This is a genomic window from Prevotella sp. ne3005 (assembly GCF_900110085.1).
Lineage (GTDB): Bacteria > Bacteroidota > Bacteroidia > Bacteroidales > Bacteroidaceae > Prevotella.
This window is the reverse complement of sequence record NZ_FOCK01000001.1, coordinates 518,277-540,520: the sequence shown is the minus strand read 5'-3', so window position 1 is coordinate 540,520 and position 22,244 is coordinate 518,277. Positions and strand designations below refer to the sequence as shown.

Here is a 22,244-nt window from a genome sequence, read left to right as displayed (position 1 = left end):
ATGGGAAATAAGACTACCGAAAGAATCCAATTCATTGACGTTATTAAAATAGTTGCGATGATTGGTGTCGTGGGATTACATACCACCGCAGGCGTTCCCTTGATATATGCAACTTGTAGTATGTCAATTCCATTATTTTTCATGTCAACAGGCTTTTTGATGTACGATAGAGATTATTCATGGAAATACATCATGTGGAAGATATTCCATGTCTTAAAGTATGTTGTGATAGCCAACTTGGTTTATTGGCTGATTGTAGGCATTTCATATAAGTCTTTTAATTTTAATTCCTTTATATCCAGTATATCAATATTGGGTGAGCCGCCTTTCTGGCATTTCTGGTTCTTCGGCTCCTTGCTGCTGGTTTATATGATACTTCCTTTGTTTAAAATAAAAAAGAGTTGTAACTTTCTTGTTGTGTCAGTCTTATTTTTCTTTTTACAAGTTGTTTTTCTTTTAAACTTGTTGAAAAACGAAGGCCGTCCTTTTGAAGCAGGAATTCCCCAAGTCTATAGGCTATACACATGGATCTTTTATTGTTTAATGGGAGGTGTCATGAAGTCTTTTATGGATAGGCTGCCATCTGTCAAGCTATGGTTTGTTCTTTTTGTTGTGGGAATAAATGGTATGTTCCAATTCCTATTGACTCCATATATGAATGATGTCAGGTGTGAATTTTTCTATTCTTCTTTTGTCGTGATGGTATGCTGTATTACTATCTTTATATATATATCGCAGTTCAATTATGAACACGAGCCTGTCAGGAGAGTCATCTCAGAACTGTCCAGTTTGTTCTTGCCAGTTTTTACGATTCACATCTTCCTGATCAATCCTGTGTTTAACATGGTTCAGCCTTCTGTCGGAATGTTGACAAGACCAGTCAGTTGGCCCATAGTGGTGTTGATATCTATACTGATATCGTATATCTTAATGCATATTAAGTACTTCAATTCGTTGATAAGAATATGAGTCGGGTTAAAATTTTAGTGGCGTGTCATAAGCCAGACACCGTATACCATGATGAGGTCTACACGCCAATACATGTGGGACGTGCCATCTCCAGATACAAGGATGAGATGTCGGATATGATTGGTGACGACACTGGTGTCCATATCAGTGAGAAGAATCCCTTTTATAGTGAGCTCACTGCCCAATATTGGGGGTGGAAAAATCTGAATGATGTCGATTATATAGGGCTTTGTCATTATAGGCGCTACTTCCAGACTAAGGTGACACCTGAGAATGTGGATCAGCTGCTGGGTAGTCACTATGATGTCATGCTTGTTCATCCGCTTTATGAACGCAACAGTGTGGCCAATCGTTTGCGACTGGCAACTTGTTCGGAGGATGTCTATATCTTTTACCTCTGTTTCGTCAAGCTCTTCCCGGAGTATAAGCCGTTGGCGTTAGAATATTTAAGAGGTAATAAGGTCGTCCCTTATAATATGTTTGTGATGAAGAAGTCTCTTTTTGATGATTTCGCATCCTGGCAGTTTGCTGTTCTTCAGGAGATGGAGAAGTATGTGAAGCTGCCTGGCTATACCCGTTGCCGACGTCTGTATGGCTATGTGTCTGAAATCATGTTACCCCTCTATTGTAAATACAATAGGTTGAAGGTCAGATACGATGATTGGGTTCCTGTGGTAGGAGATATAGAAGCAGGCAATAAGCTTAAACGTATTGTCTATGAGATGCTCAAAAAAGGGCTTTATCGTCTTTGGAAAGACGAGGGGATTCCAGATTTGGCCGCTTTAAGAGATGGTCTGAAGGCAGACCAAATATTTATCTGAAATTTATGTTGAGATGAATAGATATCGTTATCTGCTGTTTCGTGTCCCCCGATTCTTGAAACAGGTGTTTTATCGTCATTACAACCGTTTTTGGCTCTCTATGATAGGAATCAAATATGGCAAAAACCTGCAGGTATATAATAAGGTGTATGTCTGTGGCTTTGGTCAGGTGAAGATTGGCGATGACTTCAAATACTTTTCTGACGATAGTTTCAATCCCATTCATCGGAATATTCGAGGAGCTTTTTATTTGGGTAATTCCAATGCTTGTATAGAAATTGGAGACCGGGTGGGTATCAGTGCGTCATGTCTGTGGGCCGACAACAGGATATCCATTGGTAATGATGTTAATATCGGTGGTGATACACTGATCATGGACAATGATGCCCATCCAATCAATTATCTTAGTAGAAGACGGTTCCATGATGTTCAGTGTCATCCTTCTATCCCAGCTATTCCTGTGGTGATAGAGGATGATGTTTGGATTGGAGCCCGGTGCATTATTTTGAAGGGAGTACATATTGGTGCCCGCTCTATTATAGCGGCGGGAAGTGTCGTGACAAAGAATATACCTGCAGATTGCGTCGCAGGTGGTAATCCTTGCAGGATTATCAGATACAATAATATGCCACAATAATTTGTCTGTCAATGGAAACAAGAAATATCATTAATACATTTGTTTTAAACGGCCCACTCTTTTATTTTAGTATAGCGCCATTGATAGGTGTTAAAACTACTGAAGAAGAAGGCGCAGGAATACAATATAAGATAATGATGGCATTGCTTCTTGTTGTGGGCTTTTATTATTTCTTGCGTGGCTTGTATAATCGACGGGTTTTTACTCTCAAAGAGGTTCTCCCGTTATCAATTCTTGTTATATATATCATTGATGGTTATATTCAGGGATACGAAACAAATGTTGTTTATTTAATGATGATTTGTTTTTCTCTACCGGCCTTATGTATTGCACTTAATATGAAAGAATATGATACATTGGCAGGGATGATGAAGTGGCTGGATCTCTTTCTTCCTCTTTTTTCACTTTCTTTTCTTTTTCAGATTTATGAGATATATTTAAGTAAGCTGGAGGGTGGTAGCTTTTATAGCCAATCTGCTTCTTATAGAATAGCTTTTTGCTTCCTTGTAGATGTTTTTCTTTTGCGTTATGGTCACTTAGTGTCACCTTTTGAATTCCTCAATAAAAAATGGTATAGGATTTTTAAAATATGTCTTCTTCCCTATTTTATTGTGATGGCTTTCTTCGCAGGTGGTCGTGGGGCATTTGTTACAATACTGGTAGGCTTATTGTTTAATATAGATCTCTTAATCCATAACGCAAAATTAATGAAGCGATTTGTTATCGCGACGCTAGGCGTGATTTTAGCTCTTGTTGTAGGGGGGAGTATGCTTGACGAAGACAGCGAGCTCATGGACTTCTTTGTTGGCAATTTTAATAGAATTACGGCTCTTGTGGATTTCCAAAATATGGATACTAGTAATGCAACCTCTGGAAGAGATGAATTATATGGTGAAGCGCTTGGCTTTATCTCAGATAGACCAGTCTACGGTTATGGGCTATATGCATATCTCAGAAAAATGGAAATGTTTCCACATAACATTATTTTGGAGATATTATTGCAGGGAGGACTCCTCTTCTTGGCGGTATTCTCTTTCATGTTAGTCATGTCGTATGGAAAATATAGGAAAATGCTACAGTTTGACAAATCTCAAATACTTTTGATGCCATTTGCTATTTACGCATTCACGGAGCTCCTTTTTTCTAGTTCATATACATACGAGCCGCTTTTTTGGTTTGTACTGACTTATATATACAATTTTAGTTTCCCCGAAGAACAACCTGTTGAAAACGGATGAAAACCTATTTGATACATTCGCAAACTATTGGAGGCCATCAGTTAGAGTATCTGCATCATCTATATCTGGGTGCTCTGGAGCGGCCGTCCGACAGGTTTTTCTTTGCCGTCCCTAGCCGGTTTACCATCGACTCTGCCAAACTTGAGTGGCCGGAGGCGGAACACATCCAAATCCTGGTGATGAATCCGGAGGACGAGGTACCGTCCGACTGTGGGCTGCTGTCCAAGGGCTGGCGCAACTCTAAGACCATCCGGAAATATGTCCGTCAGTATCATGTGACTGATGTGGTGGTTATCACGTTGATGGAGTATCTGCCCTTTCTGCCGTTATTCCTCCATAGGCGTGTTCGGGTCTGTGGTATCATTTACAGAATCTATTTATATGAGTGGCAGCATGAGTCTCGCCTGATGAGATGGCAGGATGCATTTAAGTATTTTCTCTTGAGTCGCTTCAGGGTGTTCCATCGTGTCCTCATGTGTAACGACTCTGTTTCGGCACATTATCTCAATCGCCTTTTCCATACCACCAAATTCCGTTATATGCCTGATCCGGTGGGGGCTTTGCAAGGCTATGCAGGACGTAGCATTCGTGAAGAGTTGGGTATATCTCAATCGGACAAAGTGTTTTTACATCCTGGAAGCATGAATTGCTATAAGAATACTTTGGGAATCTTGAGAGCTTTATATTCCATGGATAGAAGTGATTTGCAGAATATGGTGTTTATTTTTGCAGGTCAAGTCAAAAAGGATATTAAAGAGGATTTCGAATTCTTGTACAAGAAAGTTAATACAAAAGTCCATTTGGTGTTGTTGGAGGGCTATTTGCCTTTTGAGAAGATGGCGGATTTGTTTGAAACGTGTGATTATGTGTTAATTCCGTATTTGGCCAAAGGACAGAGTAGTGGTATCGTTGGTCATGCCGTTTATTATGGTAAACCGGTTATTGTCGTGGGAAAAGGCGTCATTGGGAAAATAGTACGAAAATGGAGATTGGGACATCTCTTACGCGATTCGTCAGAAGGTTCTATATGTTGGATTCTTCGTTATTTGATGAATAACACCCCAGAATATAGTATGAAAAGGGAAGATTATCTGACAGGTCATTCAATCGAGAAATTCAATCACGCCATTTATGAGTAAAAATATATTGCTTATTTCAACCATTTATCCACTACCGAAAGGAAATAAAGGTACGTCAGTATGCCATTTTTTCGCTCGTGAATGGGTCAAGAGTGGGTATCATGTCCGAGTCGTACATATACAAGCGGTTTTCCCTCTCTTTTTTTATTGGTTAGCTCGTTTGGCCAGGAATCTCATTGCAGCTAAAACTGGTGCAGTGGTTTATACGCATCGAGATAATAAGGTCGTACATTATGAGATGGATGGCGTGATGATTAGTCGGATACCTGTTTTTAAACGATGGCCTCATGGGGCGTATCCAAGTAAATCAATCAAAAAAACAATCGCTGAGATCCTTTTGGATAATCAAAAAAGAAGTTTCGAGCCTGATGTCATCATAGGTCACTTCCCTAATCCTCAGATTGAGCTGTTGAGTTTGTTGAAAAGAAGATATTCAAGAGCGAGAACCTGTTTGGTTATGCATGGCGATATTAATATTATGCAAAAAGTGTATGGTCAAAAGTTGTCAGATTTAATGGCAGATATTGATATATGGGGTTTCCGTAGTAAGACTGTGCAAGAGGAGTTTGAGTCGGCTGTAGGACAGAAAAAAACGTCATTTATATGTTATTCTGGAGTTCCGCCATATTATATTACGACTCATAATACGCATAACTATTCTGGTACCTTGCGCCGTTTCGTATTTGTTGGTGAGATGATTGAACGTAAATTTCCTAAGGAGGTATTAGGAGCGCTTTGTCAAGCATATCCGGAAAAGGATTTTCATTTAACCTATATTGGCGCGGGTCATCTACTCTCTGATATAGCTCGAAAGATCGATAGTTGTCAGTTGCATCAACAAGTTTCCATCCTTGGTCGTATCCCTCGTGATCAAATATTAGAAGAGTACGATAAGGCTGATTGTATGGTGATGATTAGTAAATATGAAGCATATGGATTGGTCTATTTAGAGGCGATGTCTCGTGGCTGTATCGTTATTGCATCGAAACGAGAAGGCTTCGATGGAGTTATAGTGGATGGAGAAAATGGCTTCCTTTGTGAGGCTGGTAGTACAGACGATCTTGCCGGATTAATAAAGAAGATAAACAGTCTCTCACCCAAGGAGCGACAACGTATTTCAGAAAATGCTATTTTGACAGCTGAGCAACTCACTGACGAGAAAGTAGCAGAACATTATATTAATTCCATTATCAAGTGAATCTCAGACAGCGTTTTTATAACGATTTCTTCAGGCCGTCTAAAGAGGCTGATTATGAACTGATCTTACGAACAGCTCAAGAGGCAGGTTATGAGTTCCATACGATTCTGTCCTTTGAGCATGTTGTCGCTCAAGGTCGGGAAGCAGATAAGAAATATTTGATTCTGCGCCGTGACATTGATACCGCCGATTTCGGTATCCTTCGTAAGATGTTGGTCCTTGAGCAGAAGTATGGCGCCAGGTGTACCTATTATTTCCGGTGGAATACCTTGAACATTGCTCTCATGCATGAGATTGCCAAGGCAGGAGGCGAGGCTTCCTACCATTATGAAGAGATTGCTTCCTATTGTTACAAGCATCATATCAAGTCGCATGATGTGATGCTGTCCCACATGGAGAACATTCGGGATTTCTTTATTCGTCAGTATCATCGTTTCAAGCAGACTACAGGCCAGCCTTGTCTGACTGTGGCCGCTCATGGTGATTTTGTCAATGAAATAGTGAAAGCTGGAAGTATGATATTGATGGATGAGAGGGTGAGGGCAGCATGCGGTATTATCCGTGAGGCGTATGATGACGAACGAATGAGCATGCTGACTTGTCGGATTGCAGACCAGAAGGAAATGGGGCGATTTACGGATAATGCTATTGCTGCCATACAACGGGGAGAGCCTGTGTTGGAATTGTTAACGCATCCCCGACAGTGGAATTCTCCAGTACGGGTGAATATGAAAGAAGAAATCAGCCGTCTTTACCGGGGGCTATATATGAAATTATGAACGGACCACAGATTATCAATCTCCCCAAGTTCCTGGATGCACGGGGGAACCTGTCTTTTATAGAACAGGAGAAGCATATCCCGTTTGTCATCAAACGGGCTTATTGGATTTATGATGTTCCTGGAGGCGAGTGCCGGGGTGGCCATGCTTATCGGAATAATGAGGAGTTTATCATCTCTTTATCAGGTAGTTTCGATGTGGTATTGAATGATGGGACGGAGAGGAAGGTCTTTTCCTTGAACCGCTCTTACCATGGCCTGTATGTCCCCAAGGGCTTATGGCGTGAGATGGAGAACTTCTCTACCAATTCTCTGGCACTGATCTTGTCTTCTACCGATTACGATGCCCACGACTATATCCGTGATTATGATGAGTTCCTAAAACTGAAGAGGAATGGAGAAATATAGTGTCAACGACTGTTCGGTGTTGGACTTGAACAAACACCATAGCGACCGCAAGGGTAACCTCACGGTGGTTCAGAATGGCGTTACCGTGCCTTTCGATATCAAGCGCGTCTATTATTTATATGATGTCCCTGGGGGTGAGAGCCGTGGCTCCCATGCCCATCGTGAACTGAGCCAGCTGATCGTGGCTGCCAGTGGCAGCTTCAGGGTGGTGCTCGACGATGGCACTGCCAAAAGGGCTTTTGTCTTGAACCGCCCCTACCAGGGCCTGCTTGTCAAGCCGGGCATCTGGCGTGACCTCGACGATTTCTCTTCCGGTGCCGTCTGTATGGTTCTGGCCTCAGAGGTCTATCAGCCCGAGGATTATATCAGGGATTATGACGAGTTTATGAGTTTCCGCCAACAATTATGATACACCCATTAGCCGACTGTATGAACCCGAACGTGCCGGAGAGTACCAACATCTGGCAGTTCTGTGTGGTCCTCCCGCATGCTCAGATAGGGGAGAATTGTAATATCTGTTCCCATTGCTTCATCGAGAACGATGTGGTCATTGGTAATAATGTCACCATCAAATGTGGTGTCCAGGTCTGGGATGGCATCACCTTGGAGGATGATGTGATGGTGGGTTCAAATGTCACCTTTACGAATGATATGTATCCCAAATCCAAAAACGAAGACTGGAAGTTGTTGCGTACCAAGGTGTGCAAGGGTGCCTCTATAGGAGCCGGGGCTGTCATCCTTCCTGGGCTGACCATTGGCGAAGGGGCTATGATCGGGGCTGGCTCGGTGGTGACCAAGGATGTGCCGGCAGGCGAGCTGTGGATAGGCAATCCTGCCAGGTTTTCTAGAAAAATAGAGTTAAAATAATTGAAAAATGAAGATACCTTTTTTATCATTAAAAGACGTCACAGCCCTTCATGGTGAGGAGATCAATGAGGCTGTCTCAAGGGTCGTCAATGGGGGGTGGTACCTCCAGGGCAAGGAGAATGAACAGTTTGAAACCAACTACTCCGTGTTTATCGGAACCAAGTATACCATCGGTTGCGCCAATGGCCTTGATGCGCTCATCTGGATCTTCCGCGCCTATATCGAGATGGGCGTCATGCAACCGGGCGATGAGGTCATCGTTCCGGCCAACACCTATATCGCCACGATTCTGGCGATCACGGAGAATGGGTTGATACCCGTTCTCTGTGAACCGAAGGCCAACACGTTGGAGATAGATGATGAGCGCATCGAAGGGCTCATCACACCCCGGACCAAGGCTATCGCCATTGTCCACCTGTATGGCCGTATCGCCTATACTGAGAAGATAGACCAGCTCTGTAAGAAATACAACCTCAAGCTGGTCGAAGACAATGCACAGGCCCATGGATGCCAGTATACCGATGGTCGGATGACTGGTTCTATCGGCGATGCAGCTGGTCACAGCTTCTATCCCGGCAAGAACCTCGGTGCTCTGGGCGATGGTGGCGCTGTCACCACAAACGATCCTGAACTGGCTGCAGCTGTCCGTGCCCTGGCCAACTACGGTTCTCAAAAGAAATATGTCTTCAAGTACGCGGGGCGTAACAGTCGTCTCGACGAGATCCAGGCGGCCGTTCTGGATGTGAAGTTGAAGTATCTGGTGACTGATAACCTGCATCGTAAGGAGGTGGCCCATTATTATTACGAGCACCTCAACAATCCTCTGGTAACGCTTCCTGATCTCCTTCCCGATGAGCAGAACGCCTATCATCTGTTCCCCATCCTGGTGGGTGATGGCCGGCGCGATGCCCTGCACGACTACCTGGACCGGAATGGGGTGGGTACGGTCTGCCATTATCCCATCGCCCCACATAAGCAGGAGTGCTATGCTAAGGAAGGGTGGAATACGCCTCAGTTGAGTCTGCCCATCACCGAACGCCTGGCTGATGAGGAGCTGAGTCTGCCCATCGGCCCTGCCATCACCCTGGAGGAGGTGGCAGAGGTTGTCAGACTGGTCAATGCATTTAAGTAATAAGTAATGGGTAAGAGAATCTGGATAGTCAATTACTATACAGGAACACCTGCAGATGCCTCCAACCCCCGGTATGTGCAGTTCGCTCATTATTTCCGTCAGGCGGGTTATGAGGTCATGACCTTTAACGCAGACCATCAGTCTGGTCCGGAGACGTCTCTTTTCACTAGGCGGAAATATGGGGAGTATCAATATGTACATGTCAAGGCTCCCCATTATGAAGGTAATGGACTCAGAAGAATGTTCTCTATATGGATGTTTGCATGGCGGATCTTCTGCCATTGCAAAACGTTTGAACGGCCTGATGTCATTTTGCATAATGTCCATGCACCATTTGACTTCCCGATAGTCCTGGCAGCCAAGAGGCTTCATGCGAAGTATATCTCAGAAGTATGGGATCTGTGGCCTGACAATTTCGTCAACTTCGGACTCGTATCAGCTCAAAACCCTATCATGAAGGTGTTTTATCGTGTGGAGCGGTGGATTTATGAACACGCCGATCAGTTAGTATTTACACTTGCTGGAGCCAAACATTATTTGAAGAATAAAGGGTGGACGACTGATTCAGGAGGGAAAATAGATCTTTCTCACGTACATTATATTAATAATGGTGTTGATTTAAGGCAGTTTGATGCAGATAAGAATGCTTATCCACGACCTGATGAAGATTTCAATCGTCCGGATGTCTATAAGATCGTTTACATGGGTACTATCAGCTTTGCCAATCATGTGGAAATGTTGATTGATGCTGCTGCTATGTTGGAAAGTGATGAGAAATATGAATTCTTTATTTATGGTGATGGCTCCGACCGGGAACGATTGGAGCAGTATACCAAGCAACACCATATCAAGAATGTTCATTTTAAGGAAAGGCATATTCCATTATGTGAAGTGGCGTGGGTTGTAAGTCAAGCATCAGTCAATATTATGACCTATGAAAGAGGGTTTGGCTATATGGGGGTGAGCTCGGGAAAAATGTTCCAATACCTGGCAGCCGGTAAACCGATTGTTTGTAATATCCATATCGCCTACGATGATATCATCACTGATCATCAGCTGGGTGTTGCGCGTGATATGGATACGCCTACAGAGCTGGCCCAGGAGATCAGACGCTTGGCAGAACAGCCTGTGAATGAGTATCGTGCGATGTGTCAACGCGTACGTGAGGCGGCAGCATGTTTTGATTATCAAAAACTGGCCGCACAGGAACTGAAGGTGATAGACAGTATCATTTAAATGATAAAATTCTAGTATATGAATATAGCTTTAATTATAGCTGGTGGTTCAGGCAATCGTATGGGCCAGGATATTCCTAAGCAGTTTATCAATGTCTACGACAAACCAGTTTTGATATATACGCTTGAAGGCTTTCAAAAGCATCCGATGATTGATGCCATTGAAGTCGTTTGTTTAGATGGTTGGCATGATGTTTTGTGGGCTTATGCCCATCAGTTTAATATTTCAAAATTAAAATGGGTTGTTTCTGGAGGCCATACAGGCCAGGAGAGCATACGTAATGGTGTTTATAATCTAGAAGGAAAAGCAGGTGGTGATGATATTATTATTGTTCATGATGGTATTCGTCCTTTAGTGGATGCAGAAGTATTGACTGATGTGATAAATACTGCCATGAAATATGGAAATGGTGTTACCTCATTACCATATAATGAACAAATCTTTATTGTCAATCCCGATGACCCTGACACGACCAAACAATATATCCCTCGAGAAACGCTTCGTAGGGTTTCTACACCTCAAGCTTATAAATATGGAAGATTAGATTCTGCTTATCATGAAGCTTTTGAAAAAGAGATTGGTATTTATGGCTCAGCTTATACAAATACAATGATGGTAGAACTTGGAGAAACCCTTCATTTTGCCGCAGGGTCTGATAAGAATATTAAACTAACGACCAAAGATGACCTTGAGTTGTTTAAAGGCTATCTAAAAATGGATAAAGATACATGGCTGAAATAGAGACTACTTACTGTTTTAAAGCATAAATGATATGCTGATAAGATTGACAAAATCAGCCTTGACAATTAGTTGTTGTCTTGTTTTAAGAATCTTTTCTGAAAGCAAGATATTCTTATATAAATATCTTTTTGCCCTTTGTCGGGTGCAGAATGACAAAATCGTATTTATAAACGAAGATTATAGCTGTAATCCTAAAGCTATTGCAGAAGAAATATTACGACGTGGAATAAGGGCGAAATTGATCTGGTTATCCAATTATAAGATTGAAGATATTCCTCATCCTATTAAATTAGTAAAAAAAACAGGAATAAAAGCGGTTTATCATCTTTCAACAGCTCGAGTTCTTGTCATGAATAGCAAAGGAGACAGAATAAGATACTCAAAGAAAGGAAAACAATATTTGATACAAACTCATCATGGATCCTTTCCTCTTAAATATGTAGAAGCGGAATGTGAGGAGAAACTTCCTGAGGTGTATGTTAAATACAGTAAGATAGACTCCAAACTGACGGATTTAATGTTGTCTGATAGTGAATGGACAAGCAACTTCTGTCGCAAGGCTTTGTGGTATCATGGAGAAATCATGGAAAGTGGTTACCCTCGTAATGATATTTATTTCAATTGGAAGGATACAGATAAGCAGGATATTCGAAAGGAACTTGGTATAGACCATAGAAAAAAGATTGTAACCTATGCTCCTACGTTTCGTGATAATGGCGATTTTAGTTGTTATTGTCTTGATGCCAATATGCTTCTAAATGAGCTGAAGCGGAAGACAGGAGAAGATTGGATACTCTTAGTAAGAGCTCATCCTAATGTATTCTTTTTATCAGGAAAATCATTGGATTTTGAATACTCTGATTCCATAAGAGATGTAACATCTTACCCTGATGCTCAAAAGTTGTTTTTGATAACAGATATCCTTATAACGGATTATTCCTCCATAATGATAGATTTTTTGTTGATGCATAAACCTGTTCTGTTGTTTGCTACTGACGAGCAGGCGTATGTTGCCCATAGAGGAATAAGACCGGAGTATTATAAACTACCATTCCCTCATTGCAAAAATAATTTAGAATTAGTAGCATCTCTGAAAGATTTGGACTTCGATCATCCTTATTCTGATGATTTCATGAAATGGTATGGTAGTATAGATGATGGGCATGCTTCAGAACGAGTTGTGGATAGGATAATGATTAAAATGTCTACTACAAAATGAGAAAATCATATTTGGCAACTATTTGGAGTGTGCTAGATAGGGTATGGTCCCAAATAGTAGGTCTCTTTATAGGAATTGTCCTCGCACGCCTACTTACTCCTGAAGATTATGGTTTAGTGGGTATCAGTACGATATTCATTACTTTTTCCAATGTATTTATAGAAGCAGGTTTTTCAAATGCATTAATTCGTAAACTTGATAGGACTCAAACAGATTACTCTACTGCATTCCATTTTAATGTAATAATGGGTGTGGTCATGTATTTGGTTCTATATATCTCATCACCCTTTATAGCTGATTATTTTGAGGATCAACAGCTGGTTCTTCTGACTCGTATCGTAAGCATCACCGTAATACTCAATTCTTTGTGTATTGTCCAGAATGCTATATTGACAGCAGAGTTGAGGATGAAGGAACAGGCATTTATCAATATAGCTTCTCAGATTCCATCAGGTTTAGTGGCTATATATTTGGCCTATCGTGGTTTGGGAGTATATTCTTTGGTGGTATTTTCCGTCCTTTCTGCTTTTATCAGGACTCTGATGTTCTGGATTGTGGCCAAGTGGTTGCCCACGATGGAATTTAGTAAAGAGTCGATGAGTTATTTATGGGGATTTGGTTCAAAACTCATTGGTGCCAATTTCTTGGGAACCGTGTTTAATGAAATTTATTCTGTGCTCATAGGAAAATATGTTGGAAAAAGCGATCTGGGCTTATATTCTAAAGGCCGGTCACTATCCACTCAAACAGACAATATCTGCAATGGTGTCGTGCAGAAAGTCGCAATTCCATTGCTGTCTAAATATCAGGGTGATACTATTTTGCTGAAGGAAAAGTACAGAGATCTTACCATGATGATAACTTGCGTTATGACCTTGGTAAGTGGCATACTCATAGTGGTTGCCAGACCGCTTATTCTCCTGATATGGGGTGAGAAGTGGGTTGAAACGGTTTCTATATTTCAGATATTATTATTATGTAACATTGTTTCTAATATACAGTATCTGACTCTTATTATCTTGCAGATCGTTAATCATACAGAATATACTTTAAAGTTGGAGTTCATCAAAAAACCAGTTTACTTATTGGTCATTTTATTACTGCTTCAGTTTGGCTTGTATGGTTTGTTGGCAGCCATGTTTATCGTTTCCTTAATTTCTACCATCGTAAATATGTCTGCTCCAAGTAAGTATATTGGTTATACATACATAGAGCAGATAAAGGATGTGTCGAAGTATCTCGTGGCATGGGTGATAGGATCGGTAGTTGTCTTTTCGCTTTCTAATTTTGTACAATTCAACTGTGTTGTCGACATAGTCTTCAGAACAATCATCATGAGTTTGGTTTATTGCGCAGTCCTTTGGGGACTGAGAGATTCTTTGTTCCTGGATTATATCAAGAAGATACAAGTTTATAAAAAAGATAGGTATGGCTTTTAAGAATATATTGGTATTATTTGTAAAGAAACATAAAAGACTAAGGGGCGTGATTGCTTCGTGTCACGATCGAATGATGCTTTTGCCATTATTCTTAAATCTTTTATTTCAGAATTTTATCCTTCGTTTTTTTCTTCGCAAGCCAAAGTATACAAAGAAGTACAGAATTAGTATTTGTGGCATTTTTAAGAACGAGGCTCCATTTCTGAAGGAGTGGATAGAGTTTCATGAGATGATAGGAGTAGAACATTTCTATCTTTATAACAATAACTCAGAGGACAACTATAAAGAGGTGTTGCAGCCTTATATGGATAAAGGTTTGGTCTCTTTAATAGATTGGCCTTATGATCAGGCCCAAATAAAAGCTTATCAGAACTTCTATGAGACTTATCGTCATGAAACTCAATGGGTTTCATTTCTTGATATTGATGAGTTTTTCTGTCCGCGATACGAGAGAACGCTGACAAATTGGCTTGCGAAGTACGATAAGTACCCCGTATTAGTGATATATTGGCGTATGTTTGGTACTTCTGGCCAACTCTATCATCAGAGTGATCAATTAGTAATAGAGCAATATTCTGTTTCATGGGATCATTTATATCATTGCGGAAAATGTTTAGTTAATACGGATTACGACATATCTGTATTTGATACTTCCACTCATCATCTTACACGTGTCAGATATCCTCTTCTTGGTGGCCTTTTTAGATGGACCATGTTCCCTGTTAATCAATTTGGATGGTTTGTTTTCGAACCCATCTTTTTTAGCCACTTTGATCATGATTCCAATTATACCATTCAGATTAATCATTATTGGTCTAAAGCCTGGGATGTATATGAGAAAAAGAGAAGGATGACAGATGTGTATTTTAAGGTAAATCCTAAACTAAATATGGATTATTTCTTCGAACACGAAGAAAACAATAGGACAACCAATCATGTTATATTTAGGTTTTTGATGCAGCTAAAGCTGAAAATGGGGTTATATAAGTATGAAAATAACTGACTGTAAAATCATATCATTGCCAAAAATTGGCGACGAGCGTGGTAATTTGTCCATCATTGAGCAAATTAAACAGATTCCCTTTGAAATCAAAAGGACTCATTGGATCTATGATGTTCCAGGAGGCGTGAATCGCGGTGGACACGCCTATAAAGAAACAGAAGAGTTTATTGTGGCTTTGTCTGGTAGTTTTGATGTGCAGGTTAGTGATGGTACAAAGAAAAAGACCTTTCCACTCAATAGGTCTTATTATGGCCTTTATGTGCCCAAGGGGATCTGGCGAACCATGACTAATTTTTCTACGAATTCGTTGGCCCTTGTACTCTCTTCTACCGATTACGATAAAAATGATTATATCATGGACTATGAGGAATATAAGTTGTGGTCAAAGGATAAGACCGTCATGATTGATTCCTCAAAAGGAGATACATCCGTTAAAGTCAATAATCCCATAACTAAGTATCTGTCACATAGAGGAAAGAGCGTTTTTGACTGTTCACTTTGTGAACTGAACAAAATGCACGACCCAGAGGGTAATCTTACATATATCTATCAGAATGTGCATGTGCCATTTCCTGTCAATAGGGTTTTTTACAGTTATGATATCCCTGGTGGAGAAGACCGTGGTGCTCATGCTCACAAAAAGTGCCATCAGTTTTTGATTGCCGCAAGTGGAAGTTTTGAAGTTTCTCTTGATGATGGGACCAATAAGCGAACTGTGCTTCTAAATCGTCCGTTTTGGGGGCTTCATGTCCCTCCTGGCATTTGGGCTTCCGAACAAGGGTTTTCTTCAGGCTCTATCTGTCTGGTGTTAGCATCAGAGGGCTATTCAGAAGATGATTATATCAGAAATTACGATGATTATTTGAATTATTTGAAAGAAATATGATCAATCAAATACTTCTCTCAATATGTATTCCTACGAATGGGGCTGTTCAGTGGATTCTTCCAGTCCTGGATAGCATCTATGCCCAGAATTGTGACCTCTCAAAGTTTGAAGTCATCATCACGGACAATGGCAAGGATTCAAAGATTTCAGATTATCTTCCCAGATATAATTACCCCAACCTTCGATATATCCCTACCACAGACGAAGGATTTCTGAATCTGGTTACTTCATTGAAAGAGGGTAAGGCTCTTTTCTGTAAAATGCTCAATCATCGTAGTGTGCTCTTACCTGGTACAATATCTGATTGGTTGGCCATGATTGAAAAATATAAGGAAAGTCAACCTATTATATATTGTTCTGATGGCCAGGTGAAAGGACCTGATGTCATAGACTGTCAGGATATGGATCAATTCCTTCAGAATTTGAGTTATTGGGCTAGCTGGAGTGCAGGAATTGGCTTTTGGAAAAAAGATATGGATCAAATTGGGCGTATTCATTTAGATCAGATGTTCCCTAATGCGTCGTTATTGTTTAATGTACGCAAGGATTCTCAGTACGTGATCTGGAATAAGAAATACGAGCAAATGTCTGATGATGCAGGTAAAGGAGGCTATGATCTCTTTGATACTTTTGCAGTCCATTTTCTTGATTTGATCAAGGAACTTCGAGATGCCCAACGAATAAGTAATGAAACCTTTGAAGTCATTAGAAAGGATTTGTTTGGATTATTGGTGAAACTCTATAAAAATGAAAAGATTTTGCCCACAAAGCATACCTTTATCTTAAATAATATCAAGAAGAGTATGAAGGTGTATTATGGGATATCTGGTTATTACCGAATGGTTCTCAAAGCCTACTTACTAGCACCTATTGATATTTGTTTTGCAGCTGCAAGCAAAATAAAGCGTTTTTTTTTGCCAGTAATTATATAAAGATAAAACCAAAAACAATAAAGCATATGAGGAGATTAATCTTTTGTACAATGATGGTTATGGCCTTATTAGGCTGTAGCAAGGAGACTGACCTCAGTGGTATTGAACAAGAGTTGTCTGACCTGAGGGACAAGAACAAACATCTCCAGGATGAGATCGACGAGATGAAGAAGCCTGTGCCAGCTGATCCTGTCCTTCTGGGCCTGAATTTCTGGGCTGCAGATAACGCCACCTTGTTGGCAGCCGATGTGAAGGGCGAGATCATTGGCGACAGCGTGGTGGAGTGCTGGGTTCCCCATGTGATGGAGGATAAGAAACTGGTGGCCGACTTCCAGTTCGTCGGTGAGACCGTCAAACTCAATGGTTCGACGGCGTCCAGCAGAACGACGGCTTATGATTTCAAGAAACCTGTCAAACTGTTGGTGACCAACCAGAACAAGTCGAAGGAATATACCGTGTATGTCCATGCTTTTACTGGCCTGCCCGTGGTATGGATAGAGACCTGGGACCGACAGGAGATTGTCTCTAGACAGGAATATGTCAATGCCAACTTCCGACTGGTGGAGGATGTCAGAACCCGTTCTGCAGGCGATGTCATCGAGACAGGCATGCAGATCAAGGGACGTGGTAACTCCAACTGGGCCATGCCCAAGAAACCCTATCGTCTCAAACTCGACCAGGATTACCCGTTGTTGGGTGAACATAAGGACAAAGCCTGGGTACTGTTAGGCAATTACGCCGACAAGACGATGCTGCGCAACAGCACCGCTTTCTATATGGGTGAGATCAGCAACCTCGACTATACGCCGAAAGCCCATTTCGTGGAACTCATGTTGAATGGCAGGTATCAGGGCACCTATCAGCTCTGTGAGAAGCTGAAGCGCTCCAAGCATCGTGTGGATGTGGGCGATGATGGCTTCCTCCTTGAGATCGACGATAATTACCTGCCCGAAGATGCGGTCTTCCGTACGCCCAACCTGAAGCGACCGGTCAACATCAAGTCCCCCAGTGTCGAAACAGGCAGTGAGGACTATAACTATGTCAAGGACTTTGTCACGACGGCCGAGAACGCACTGTATTCGACAAACTTCACCGACCCTGAGAACGGTTGGCAGAAATACATGGATATGGATTCGTTCGTCGACTGGTACCTCATCTGTGAGATCGCCAGATGTAACGATGCCGTGTTCTTTACCAGCTGTTATATGAATCTCACCAGAGGTGGCAAGTTGAAGATGGGCCCGATCTGGGATTTTGATACGGCCTTTGGCAATGTGAATTACAACAATAACTTTAAGACGGAGGGCTTTTGGGTGAAGAATGCCACCTGGTATGCTCGTCTCTTTGAGGATCCCGCCTTTGTGGCTAAGGTGAAGGAGCGTTTTACTTATTTCTATAACCACCAGGGGGACATTTTCCGCCATATGTCTGAGGATGCGGTCTATCTACGCCATGCAGCTGCAGAGAATGAGAACCGTTGGGGCACGCTTTATAAGGAGACCTGGCCCAACTATGACATCTGGGGCAATTATACCAACGAGGTACAGTCTATGAAAGAATGGCTGACGGAGCGCTTCAATTGGTTGGATTATCAGTTTAGGGTTAAAATGTAATATGTATAAGTTATTTGTTAAGCGATTTATAGATTTCTGTGTGTCGCTGTTGATGCTGCTTGTTCTCTCACCGCTATTGTTGGTGATTACTCTCTGGTTGCACTTTGCCAATAAAGGAGCAGGCGTGTTTTTTTTTCAGGAAAGAGTCGGAAAAGGAGGTCGCTTCTTTAAGATTTATAAGTATAAATCGATGACAGACGAGCGCGATGAGAACGGACAATTGTTGCCAGATGCAAAACGTCTGACCAAGGTCGGTCGTTTTGTTCGTTTGACAAGTATTGACGAACTTCCCCAGTTGATAAATATCTTAAAAGGAGACATGTCGCTGATAGGTCCAAGACCTCTTCCTGTGGAGTATTATCCGTTTTATAATGAAACGGAGCAACATCGGCATGATGTGTTACCTGGAATTACTGGCTTGGCACAGGTGAATGGCCGGAAATCTGTTAAATGGAATCAGAAGCTTAATTATGATGTGGAGTATGTCAAGAATCAGTCGTTCACACTTGACTTGAAGATTTTTCTATTGACAATTTACAAGGTTCTCCATCGTGACGATGTTGGTGTGGATACAAGTGGTGTTGGCCATTTCTATGACTTTAGGAGTGAGCAATGGGAAAAAGAAGGCCGTCATGATAAAGTTGAGAAAGCCTTTAAGGAGATGAAAGAAATAATGGATCGTTATAATATTAAATAGTAATTGGACAATGAAGAATATCCTAATTACAGGAATTGGAGGACTGACCCCTCGTTCGATAGCGGGTATTATCAGGGAAAACCATCCCGATTATCGTCTGATAGGTGTAGATGTGAATAAGAAAGCCTTGGGTTTCTTTATGAAGGGGCTACTCGATGATTATTATGTGTGTCCCCGTTGTACGGATCAAGCATACTTCCCCTTTATAGAGAAGTTGGTAGAGGAAAAGCATATCGACTATGCGTTTGTGCAGCCGGAGAGTGAAATTGTGGAGTGGGGCGACTACTTTGAGAAACATGGCCATTATCCTTGTCCTGTTTTCATGGGAAGCAAATTGCTCTCTGTGTCACTGAAAGACAAAAGTATCATGGCCGACCTGCTTAAAGATACGGAGTTTATTCCCAAGACCATCAAAGTAACCCAGGATAATCCCCGATATGAGGATGTAGAGAAAGAGATAGGCTTCCCCTGCTGGATTCGGGCCACAGAGGGCACAGGTGGCTTAGGCTCCCTGAAACTGGAGGATTTAAGCAGCTACAAGTCATGGCTGTTTATCAATAGTCGTATTTCGGAGTTTACTGTCAGCGAATTTCTGACGGGTCGCCATCTTGCCAATGAGATGCTCTATTATCATGGCGAATATGTGAAAGGTGCAGCTCTGGAGTGCGCAGAGTATGTCATGGCTAATACGGCTCCCTCGCATGTGACAGGTAATACAGCTTTTGGCCGTTTTCTGAATGAAGACAGGATCAATGAATTTTGCGATCGCTGCATCAAATATTTGGAGAAGAAACTGAATGTGCCTGCTCACGGCATCTTGTCGTTTGACTTGAAGGAAGACAAGGATGGTCGTCTGAAGGTGACGGAGGTTAATATCCGTCATATGGCCTATACCGGTGTGATGGCCCATGTAGGTTTCGACCTTATAGAGGACACGATTAAGATTATGGAGGATGGTAATGCCGACCATGTTGAGCGTGCTCCTTTTTTCCATTATCAGAAACCATATATATTCTTGAGGGATGTTGATGTGGAACCCATTATCCTGGAATCGGAGGATGTGTTTGAAAAGAATGACGGATGGAGATAGGAAGCATTTTTTCGTTAAGGAAAATTGAGTCGAAACCTGGCAGTGCTTTGACTCTGGCTGGTAAGAATGCCGTATACTTCTCACTTTGCCGTGAGGCTCTTTTGGCGGTTACCCACTATTGTGAGAACGCTCAGAAGCGAGTACTCCTGCCGTCCTATACCTGTCAGACCGTTATAGACCCTTTTTTGCAATCAGGATGGGATATCTGCTATTATAATATCACCAGAGAACTCAGAATTGATACGGATGGTTTGTTATGTGAATATGACCGTTTCTCTCCTGCCCTTTGTGTCGCTCATCCCTATTATGGCGCAGATCTGAATGAAGCGGAACTTCAGGCTTTGTCGGTTATCAAGGAAAAAGGATGTGTTCTGATAGAGGATTTAACCCAATGTGTGTTCTCGACTCAAAAGAGTCCTATTTTTGATTTCTTTATAGGTAGTTATCGTAAGTGGTTCCCGATTCCTGACGGGGCTTTCCTGGTAGGACAGGATGTCATGATGGATGGGATGACAGAGAACGAAGAGTTTGTTCGCACCATGTCGGATGCCATGTATTTAAGGGGTGTATTCCACCAGACAGGTGACGAGAATATCAAGGACATATCGAGACGGGTGGGGAATGTGGCGATTGGTCATATTTCAAAATCAATCGAACCCCATCGGATGTCAGACCTTTCCATTGGTTTATTGTCACAAATAGATATCGATGAGACCAAAAGAAAGAGGTTTGAGAATTATAAGTATCTCCATGATCATCTTTATGGCAGTGATGATTTTGAGCCTGTTGGCAGAGATTTGGAGGAAGTGACATGTGCTCCTTTGTTTTTCCCGATTTATGTCAAAGACAGGTCTGCTTTCCAGAAAAAACTTGCTCAGAAGGAGATCTACGCCCCAATATTGTGGCCAGTGCATACTTCTGCCGTTATGATTAACGATAGCATCAAACGTATATATGATGAGATCCTGATGCTTCCCATCGATCAGAGATATGGCCTTAGTGATATGCAAAGGATGGTTGACGTTATAAAATCATAGGAAGAATGGTGAAGAAACTTGCTATCATTGGTTCCGGTCGTATGGCCTGGATTTTTGGCAAAAATGCGAGTGAGATGGGGATTGAGTCCCATGCTTTTTCTTTTGACGACCATTGTGTTGCCAAGGAAACTGTCACGGAACACCATCTTGTAGATATCATGAAAGTAGATGATGTTCTTGATATCTGCAGGAAGATAGGAGTTCATGGCGTCGTTGCAACAACGGAGCTGACAGTTCCTGTCGCATCTTACGTTGCTCAGAATATGGGCCTGCCATGTATTCCATACGATAAGGCCAAAGTGATAACAGACAAATACCGTAACAGAAAAGTCTGCGAGCATGTAGAAGGCTTGGTGCAGCCAAGGTATGCGGAAGTGTATGATTTGGACGTGTTTAATGATAAGGACTGGCAATTCCCGATAATCTTAAAACCAACCTCAAAAGGTGGAAAAAGAGGAATTGCAGTTGTTGATAGTCCTGACGAGTTAATCTCTGCATTTGGTTACACGAAGCAGTTTGCAGGGCATGATCCTATTATTATAGAAGAATTTATCAAGGGAGGGCAGGAGTATTCTGTAGAAAGTCTTTCTTACAAGGGAAGACATTATATGATTCAAATCACTGAGAAAATCAGTTCCGGCCCCCCTCATTGTGTGGAGTTAGGGCATCGGCAGCCTGCACAACTGTCTCCAGAGATGAGGTCTGCGGTCCAGAAAGCTGTTTTTGGAGGTTTGACTGCTATAGGCGTAGAAAACGGTTCTTGTCATACCGAGATAAAAATAGTCCATGACAAGATCTATCTGATAGAGTTTAACGCCCGCCCAGGTGGTGACCATATTGCATGGCCTTTGACAGAACTGAGTACAGGGTATCCCTATATTAAAGGTCTGATTGAGGTAGCGCTGGATGAATTCCGTGGACTGGATGAGGCGCAGTTGAAAAACTATTATGCTGGTGTCTGTTTCGTTACAGAACAAACAGCCTACTTAAAGCCGCTCTTTGATATATGTGAGCAGTTCGACTGGCTTTATTGGAAAAATGAGGTAAGTAAGGAGTTATTGCCGTTGACTCATAATGATGGCTATCATACGAATTTTATGATGTATTACTCTAAAACGGCTAAACCGGATTTAAATAAATTTATTAAGAAATAATTCTATTGCA

At 41.7% G+C, this 22,244-nt stretch carries 23 protein-coding genes; all 23 read left to right on the top strand.

The genetic code is table 11. The features are described from left to right. The 23 genes from BMY16_RS16020 (at window position 1) to BMY16_RS02115 (ending at window position 22,234) form a co-directional block, all read left to right on the top strand. Window positions 1–969, top strand: a complete 969-nt coding sequence (locus tag BMY16_RS16020; protein WP_091839470.1) for an acyltransferase — start codon at window positions 1–3, stop codon at window positions 967–969. Continuing rightward, entirely contained in the window at window positions 966–1,790 is an 825-nt protein-coding gene (locus tag BMY16_RS02220) for a DUF4422 domain-containing protein (RefSeq protein WP_091839467.1), read from the top strand. The genes BMY16_RS16020 and BMY16_RS02220 overlap by 4 nt, the downstream gene beginning before the upstream one ends. A gap of 13 nt (window positions 1,791–1,803) precedes the next feature. Then, entirely contained in the window at window positions 1,804–2,427 is a 624-nt protein-coding gene (locus tag BMY16_RS02215) for an acyltransferase (RefSeq protein ID WP_091839464.1), read from the top strand. An 11-nt stretch (window positions 2,428–2,438) separates the two neighbouring features. Beyond that, the gene (locus tag BMY16_RS02210; protein ID WP_091839461.1) at window positions 2,439–3,665 is read left to right on the top strand and encodes an O-antigen ligase family protein; all 1,227 of its coding nucleotides are present in this window, start codon (window positions 2,439–2,441) and stop codon (window positions 3,663–3,665) included. Then, window positions 3,662–4,804, top strand: a complete 1,143-nt coding sequence (locus tag BMY16_RS02205) for a glycosyltransferase (protein WP_091839458.1) — start codon at window positions 3,662–3,664, stop codon at window positions 4,802–4,804. Before BMY16_RS02210 ends, BMY16_RS02205 begins: the two co-directional genes overlap by 4 nt. After that, window positions 4,797–6,002, top strand: a complete 1,206-nt coding sequence (locus tag BMY16_RS02200; protein WP_091839456.1) for a glycosyltransferase family 4 protein — start codon at window positions 4,797–4,799, stop codon at window positions 6,000–6,002. Before BMY16_RS02205 ends, BMY16_RS02200 begins: the two co-directional genes overlap by 8 nt. 158 nt (window positions 6,003–6,160) lie before the next feature. Then, window positions 6,161–6,781 carry a hypothetical protein gene (locus tag BMY16_RS02195; RefSeq protein WP_139207100.1) on the top strand — a complete coding sequence of 207 codons (621 nt, stop codon included), beginning with the start codon at window positions 6,161–6,163 and terminating at the stop codon, window positions 6,779–6,781. Further along, entirely contained in the window at window positions 6,778–7,188 is a 411-nt protein-coding gene (locus tag BMY16_RS02190; protein ID WP_091839452.1) for a sugar 3,4-ketoisomerase, read from the top strand. The genes BMY16_RS02195 and BMY16_RS02190 overlap by 4 nt, the downstream gene beginning before the upstream one ends. After that, window positions 7,175–7,597, top strand: a complete 423-nt coding sequence (locus BMY16_RS02185; protein ID WP_091839449.1) for a sugar 3,4-ketoisomerase — start codon at window positions 7,175–7,177, stop codon at window positions 7,595–7,597. The genes BMY16_RS02190 and BMY16_RS02185 overlap by 14 nt, the downstream gene beginning before the upstream one ends. Continuing rightward, a complete protein-coding gene (locus tag BMY16_RS02180) occupies window positions 7,594–8,055 on the top strand; it encodes an acyltransferase (protein ID WP_091839447.1) in 462 nt (153 codons plus the stop codon). The genes BMY16_RS02185 and BMY16_RS02180 overlap by 4 nt, the downstream gene beginning before the upstream one ends. 7 nt (window positions 8,056–8,062) lie before the next feature. Then, a complete protein-coding gene (locus BMY16_RS02175) occupies window positions 8,063–9,187 on the top strand; it encodes a DegT/DnrJ/EryC1/StrS family aminotransferase (protein ID WP_091839444.1) in 1,125 nt (374 codons plus the stop codon). A gap of 6 nt (window positions 9,188–9,193) precedes the next feature. Continuing rightward, window positions 9,194–10,423, top strand: a complete 1,230-nt coding sequence (locus tag BMY16_RS02170) for a glycosyltransferase family 4 protein (protein WP_091839441.1) — start codon at window positions 9,194–9,196, stop codon at window positions 10,421–10,423. A gap of 18 nt (window positions 10,424–10,441) precedes the next feature. Next, window positions 10,442–11,164, top strand: coding sequence for an IspD/TarI family cytidylyltransferase (locus BMY16_RS02165; RefSeq protein ID WP_091839439.1), 723 nt, complete (start codon window positions 10,442–10,444; stop codon window positions 11,162–11,164). Between the two features lie 31 nt (window positions 11,165–11,195). Then, a complete protein-coding gene (locus BMY16_RS02160) occupies window positions 11,196–12,383 on the top strand; it encodes a CDP-glycerol glycerophosphotransferase family protein (protein WP_091839437.1) in 1,188 nt (395 codons plus the stop codon). After that, window positions 12,380–13,822 (top strand): lipopolysaccharide biosynthesis protein, encoded by a 1,443-nt coding sequence (locus BMY16_RS02155; RefSeq protein WP_091839434.1) that lies wholly within the window; start codon window positions 12,380–12,382, stop codon window positions 13,820–13,822. The genes BMY16_RS02160 and BMY16_RS02155 overlap by 4 nt, the downstream gene beginning before the upstream one ends. Next, window positions 13,812–14,825 carry a glycosyltransferase family 92 protein gene (locus BMY16_RS02150; RefSeq protein ID WP_091839431.1) on the top strand — a complete coding sequence of 338 codons (1,014 nt, stop codon included), beginning with the start codon at window positions 13,812–13,814 and terminating at the stop codon, window positions 14,823–14,825. Before BMY16_RS02155 ends, BMY16_RS02150 begins: the two co-directional genes overlap by 11 nt. Further along, entirely contained in the window at window positions 14,812–15,711 is a 900-nt protein-coding gene (locus tag BMY16_RS02145) for a sugar 3,4-ketoisomerase (RefSeq protein WP_091839428.1), read from the top strand. The genes BMY16_RS02150 and BMY16_RS02145 overlap by 14 nt, the downstream gene beginning before the upstream one ends. Beyond that, on the top strand, window positions 15,708–16,643 hold the full coding sequence (locus BMY16_RS02140) for a glycosyltransferase family 2 protein (RefSeq protein ID WP_211839318.1): 936 nt from the start codon (window positions 15,708–15,710) through the stop codon (window positions 16,641–16,643). The genes BMY16_RS02145 and BMY16_RS02140 overlap by 4 nt, the downstream gene beginning before the upstream one ends. A gap of 26 nt (window positions 16,644–16,669) precedes the next feature. Then, window positions 16,670–18,256 carry a CotH kinase family protein gene (locus BMY16_RS02135; protein ID WP_091839425.1) on the top strand — a complete coding sequence of 529 codons (1,587 nt, stop codon included), beginning with the start codon at window positions 16,670–16,672 and terminating at the stop codon, window positions 18,254–18,256. Window position 18,257: 1 nt separating this feature from the next. Next, window positions 18,258–18,953 carry a sugar transferase gene (locus BMY16_RS02130; RefSeq protein ID WP_091839423.1) on the top strand — a complete coding sequence of 232 codons (696 nt, stop codon included), beginning with the start codon at window positions 18,258–18,260 and terminating at the stop codon, window positions 18,951–18,953. Between the two features lie 10 nt (window positions 18,954–18,963). Further along, the gene (locus BMY16_RS02125; protein WP_091839421.1) at window positions 18,964–20,043 is read left to right on the top strand and encodes an ATP-binding protein; all 1,080 of its coding nucleotides are present in this window, start codon (window positions 18,964–18,966) and stop codon (window positions 20,041–20,043) included. Further along, window positions 20,034–21,080 carry a hypothetical protein gene (locus tag BMY16_RS02120; protein WP_091839419.1) on the top strand — a complete coding sequence of 349 codons (1,047 nt, stop codon included), beginning with the start codon at window positions 20,034–20,036 and terminating at the stop codon, window positions 21,078–21,080. The genes BMY16_RS02125 and BMY16_RS02120 overlap by 10 nt, the downstream gene beginning before the upstream one ends. Window positions 21,081–21,085: 5 nt before the next feature. Next, complete coding sequence (locus BMY16_RS02115) at window positions 21,086–22,234, top strand: ATP-grasp domain-containing protein (RefSeq protein WP_091839416.1); 1,149 nt, start codon at window positions 21,086–21,088, stop codon at window positions 22,232–22,234. Window positions 22,235–22,244 lie beyond the last annotated feature (10 nt).

Excerpts from the sequence above, each read along its gene's own strand:
- BMY16_RS16020 (WP_091839470.1), top strand. The coding sequence starts at position 1 with ATGGGAAATAAGACTACCGAAAGAATCCAATTCATTGACGTTATTAAA.
- BMY16_RS02220 (WP_091839467.1), top strand. The coding sequence starts at position 966 with ATGAGTCGGGTTAAAATTTTAGTGGCGTGTCATAAGCCAGACACCGTA.
- BMY16_RS02215 (WP_091839464.1), top strand. The coding sequence starts at position 1,804 with ATGAATAGATATCGTTATCTGCTGTTTCGTGTCCCCCGATTCTTGAAA.
- BMY16_RS02210 (WP_091839461.1), top strand. The coding sequence starts at position 2,439 with ATGGAAACAAGAAATATCATTAATACATTTGTTTTAAACGGCCCACTC.
- BMY16_RS02205 (WP_091839458.1), top strand. The coding sequence starts at position 3,662 with ATGAAAACCTATTTGATACATTCGCAAACTATTGGAGGCCATCAGTTA.
- BMY16_RS02200 (WP_091839456.1), top strand. The coding sequence starts at position 4,797 with ATGAGTAAAAATATATTGCTTATTTCAACCATTTATCCACTACCGAAA.
- BMY16_RS02190 (WP_091839452.1), top strand. The coding sequence starts at position 6,778 with ATGAACGGACCACAGATTATCAATCTCCCCAAGTTCCTGGATGCACGG.
- BMY16_RS02185 (WP_091839449.1), top strand. The coding sequence starts at position 7,175 with ATGGAGAAATATAGTGTCAACGACTGTTCGGTGTTGGACTTGAACAAA.
- BMY16_RS02180 (WP_091839447.1), top strand. The coding sequence starts at position 7,594 with ATGATACACCCATTAGCCGACTGTATGAACCCGAACGTGCCGGAGAGT.
- BMY16_RS02175 (WP_091839444.1), top strand. The coding sequence starts at position 8,063 with ATGAAGATACCTTTTTTATCATTAAAAGACGTCACAGCCCTTCATGGT.
- BMY16_RS02170 (WP_091839441.1), top strand. The coding sequence starts at position 9,194 with ATGGGTAAGAGAATCTGGATAGTCAATTACTATACAGGAACACCTGCA.
- BMY16_RS02165 (WP_091839439.1), top strand. The coding sequence starts at position 10,442 with ATGAATATAGCTTTAATTATAGCTGGTGGTTCAGGCAATCGTATGGGC.
- BMY16_RS02160 (WP_091839437.1), top strand. The coding sequence starts at position 11,196 with ATGCTGATAAGATTGACAAAATCAGCCTTGACAATTAGTTGTTGTCTT.
- BMY16_RS02155 (WP_091839434.1), top strand. The coding sequence starts at position 12,380 with ATGAGAAAATCATATTTGGCAACTATTTGGAGTGTGCTAGATAGGGTA.
- BMY16_RS02150 (WP_091839431.1), top strand. The coding sequence starts at position 13,812 with ATGGCTTTTAAGAATATATTGGTATTATTTGTAAAGAAACATAAAAGA.
- BMY16_RS02145 (WP_091839428.1), top strand. The coding sequence starts at position 14,812 with ATGAAAATAACTGACTGTAAAATCATATCATTGCCAAAAATTGGCGAC.
- BMY16_RS02140 (WP_211839318.1), top strand. The coding sequence starts at position 15,708 with ATGATCAATCAAATACTTCTCTCAATATGTATTCCTACGAATGGGGCT.
- BMY16_RS02135 (WP_091839425.1), top strand. The coding sequence starts at position 16,670 with ATGAGGAGATTAATCTTTTGTACAATGATGGTTATGGCCTTATTAGGC.
- BMY16_RS02130 (WP_091839423.1), top strand. The coding sequence starts at position 18,258 with ATGTATAAGTTATTTGTTAAGCGATTTATAGATTTCTGTGTGTCGCTG.
- BMY16_RS02125 (WP_091839421.1), top strand. The coding sequence starts at position 18,964 with ATGAAGAATATCCTAATTACAGGAATTGGAGGACTGACCCCTCGTTCG.
- BMY16_RS02120 (WP_091839419.1), top strand. The coding sequence starts at position 20,034 with ATGGAGATAGGAAGCATTTTTTCGTTAAGGAAAATTGAGTCGAAACCT.
- BMY16_RS02115 (WP_091839416.1), top strand. The coding sequence starts at position 21,086 with ATGGTGAAGAAACTTGCTATCATTGGTTCCGGTCGTATGGCCTGGATT.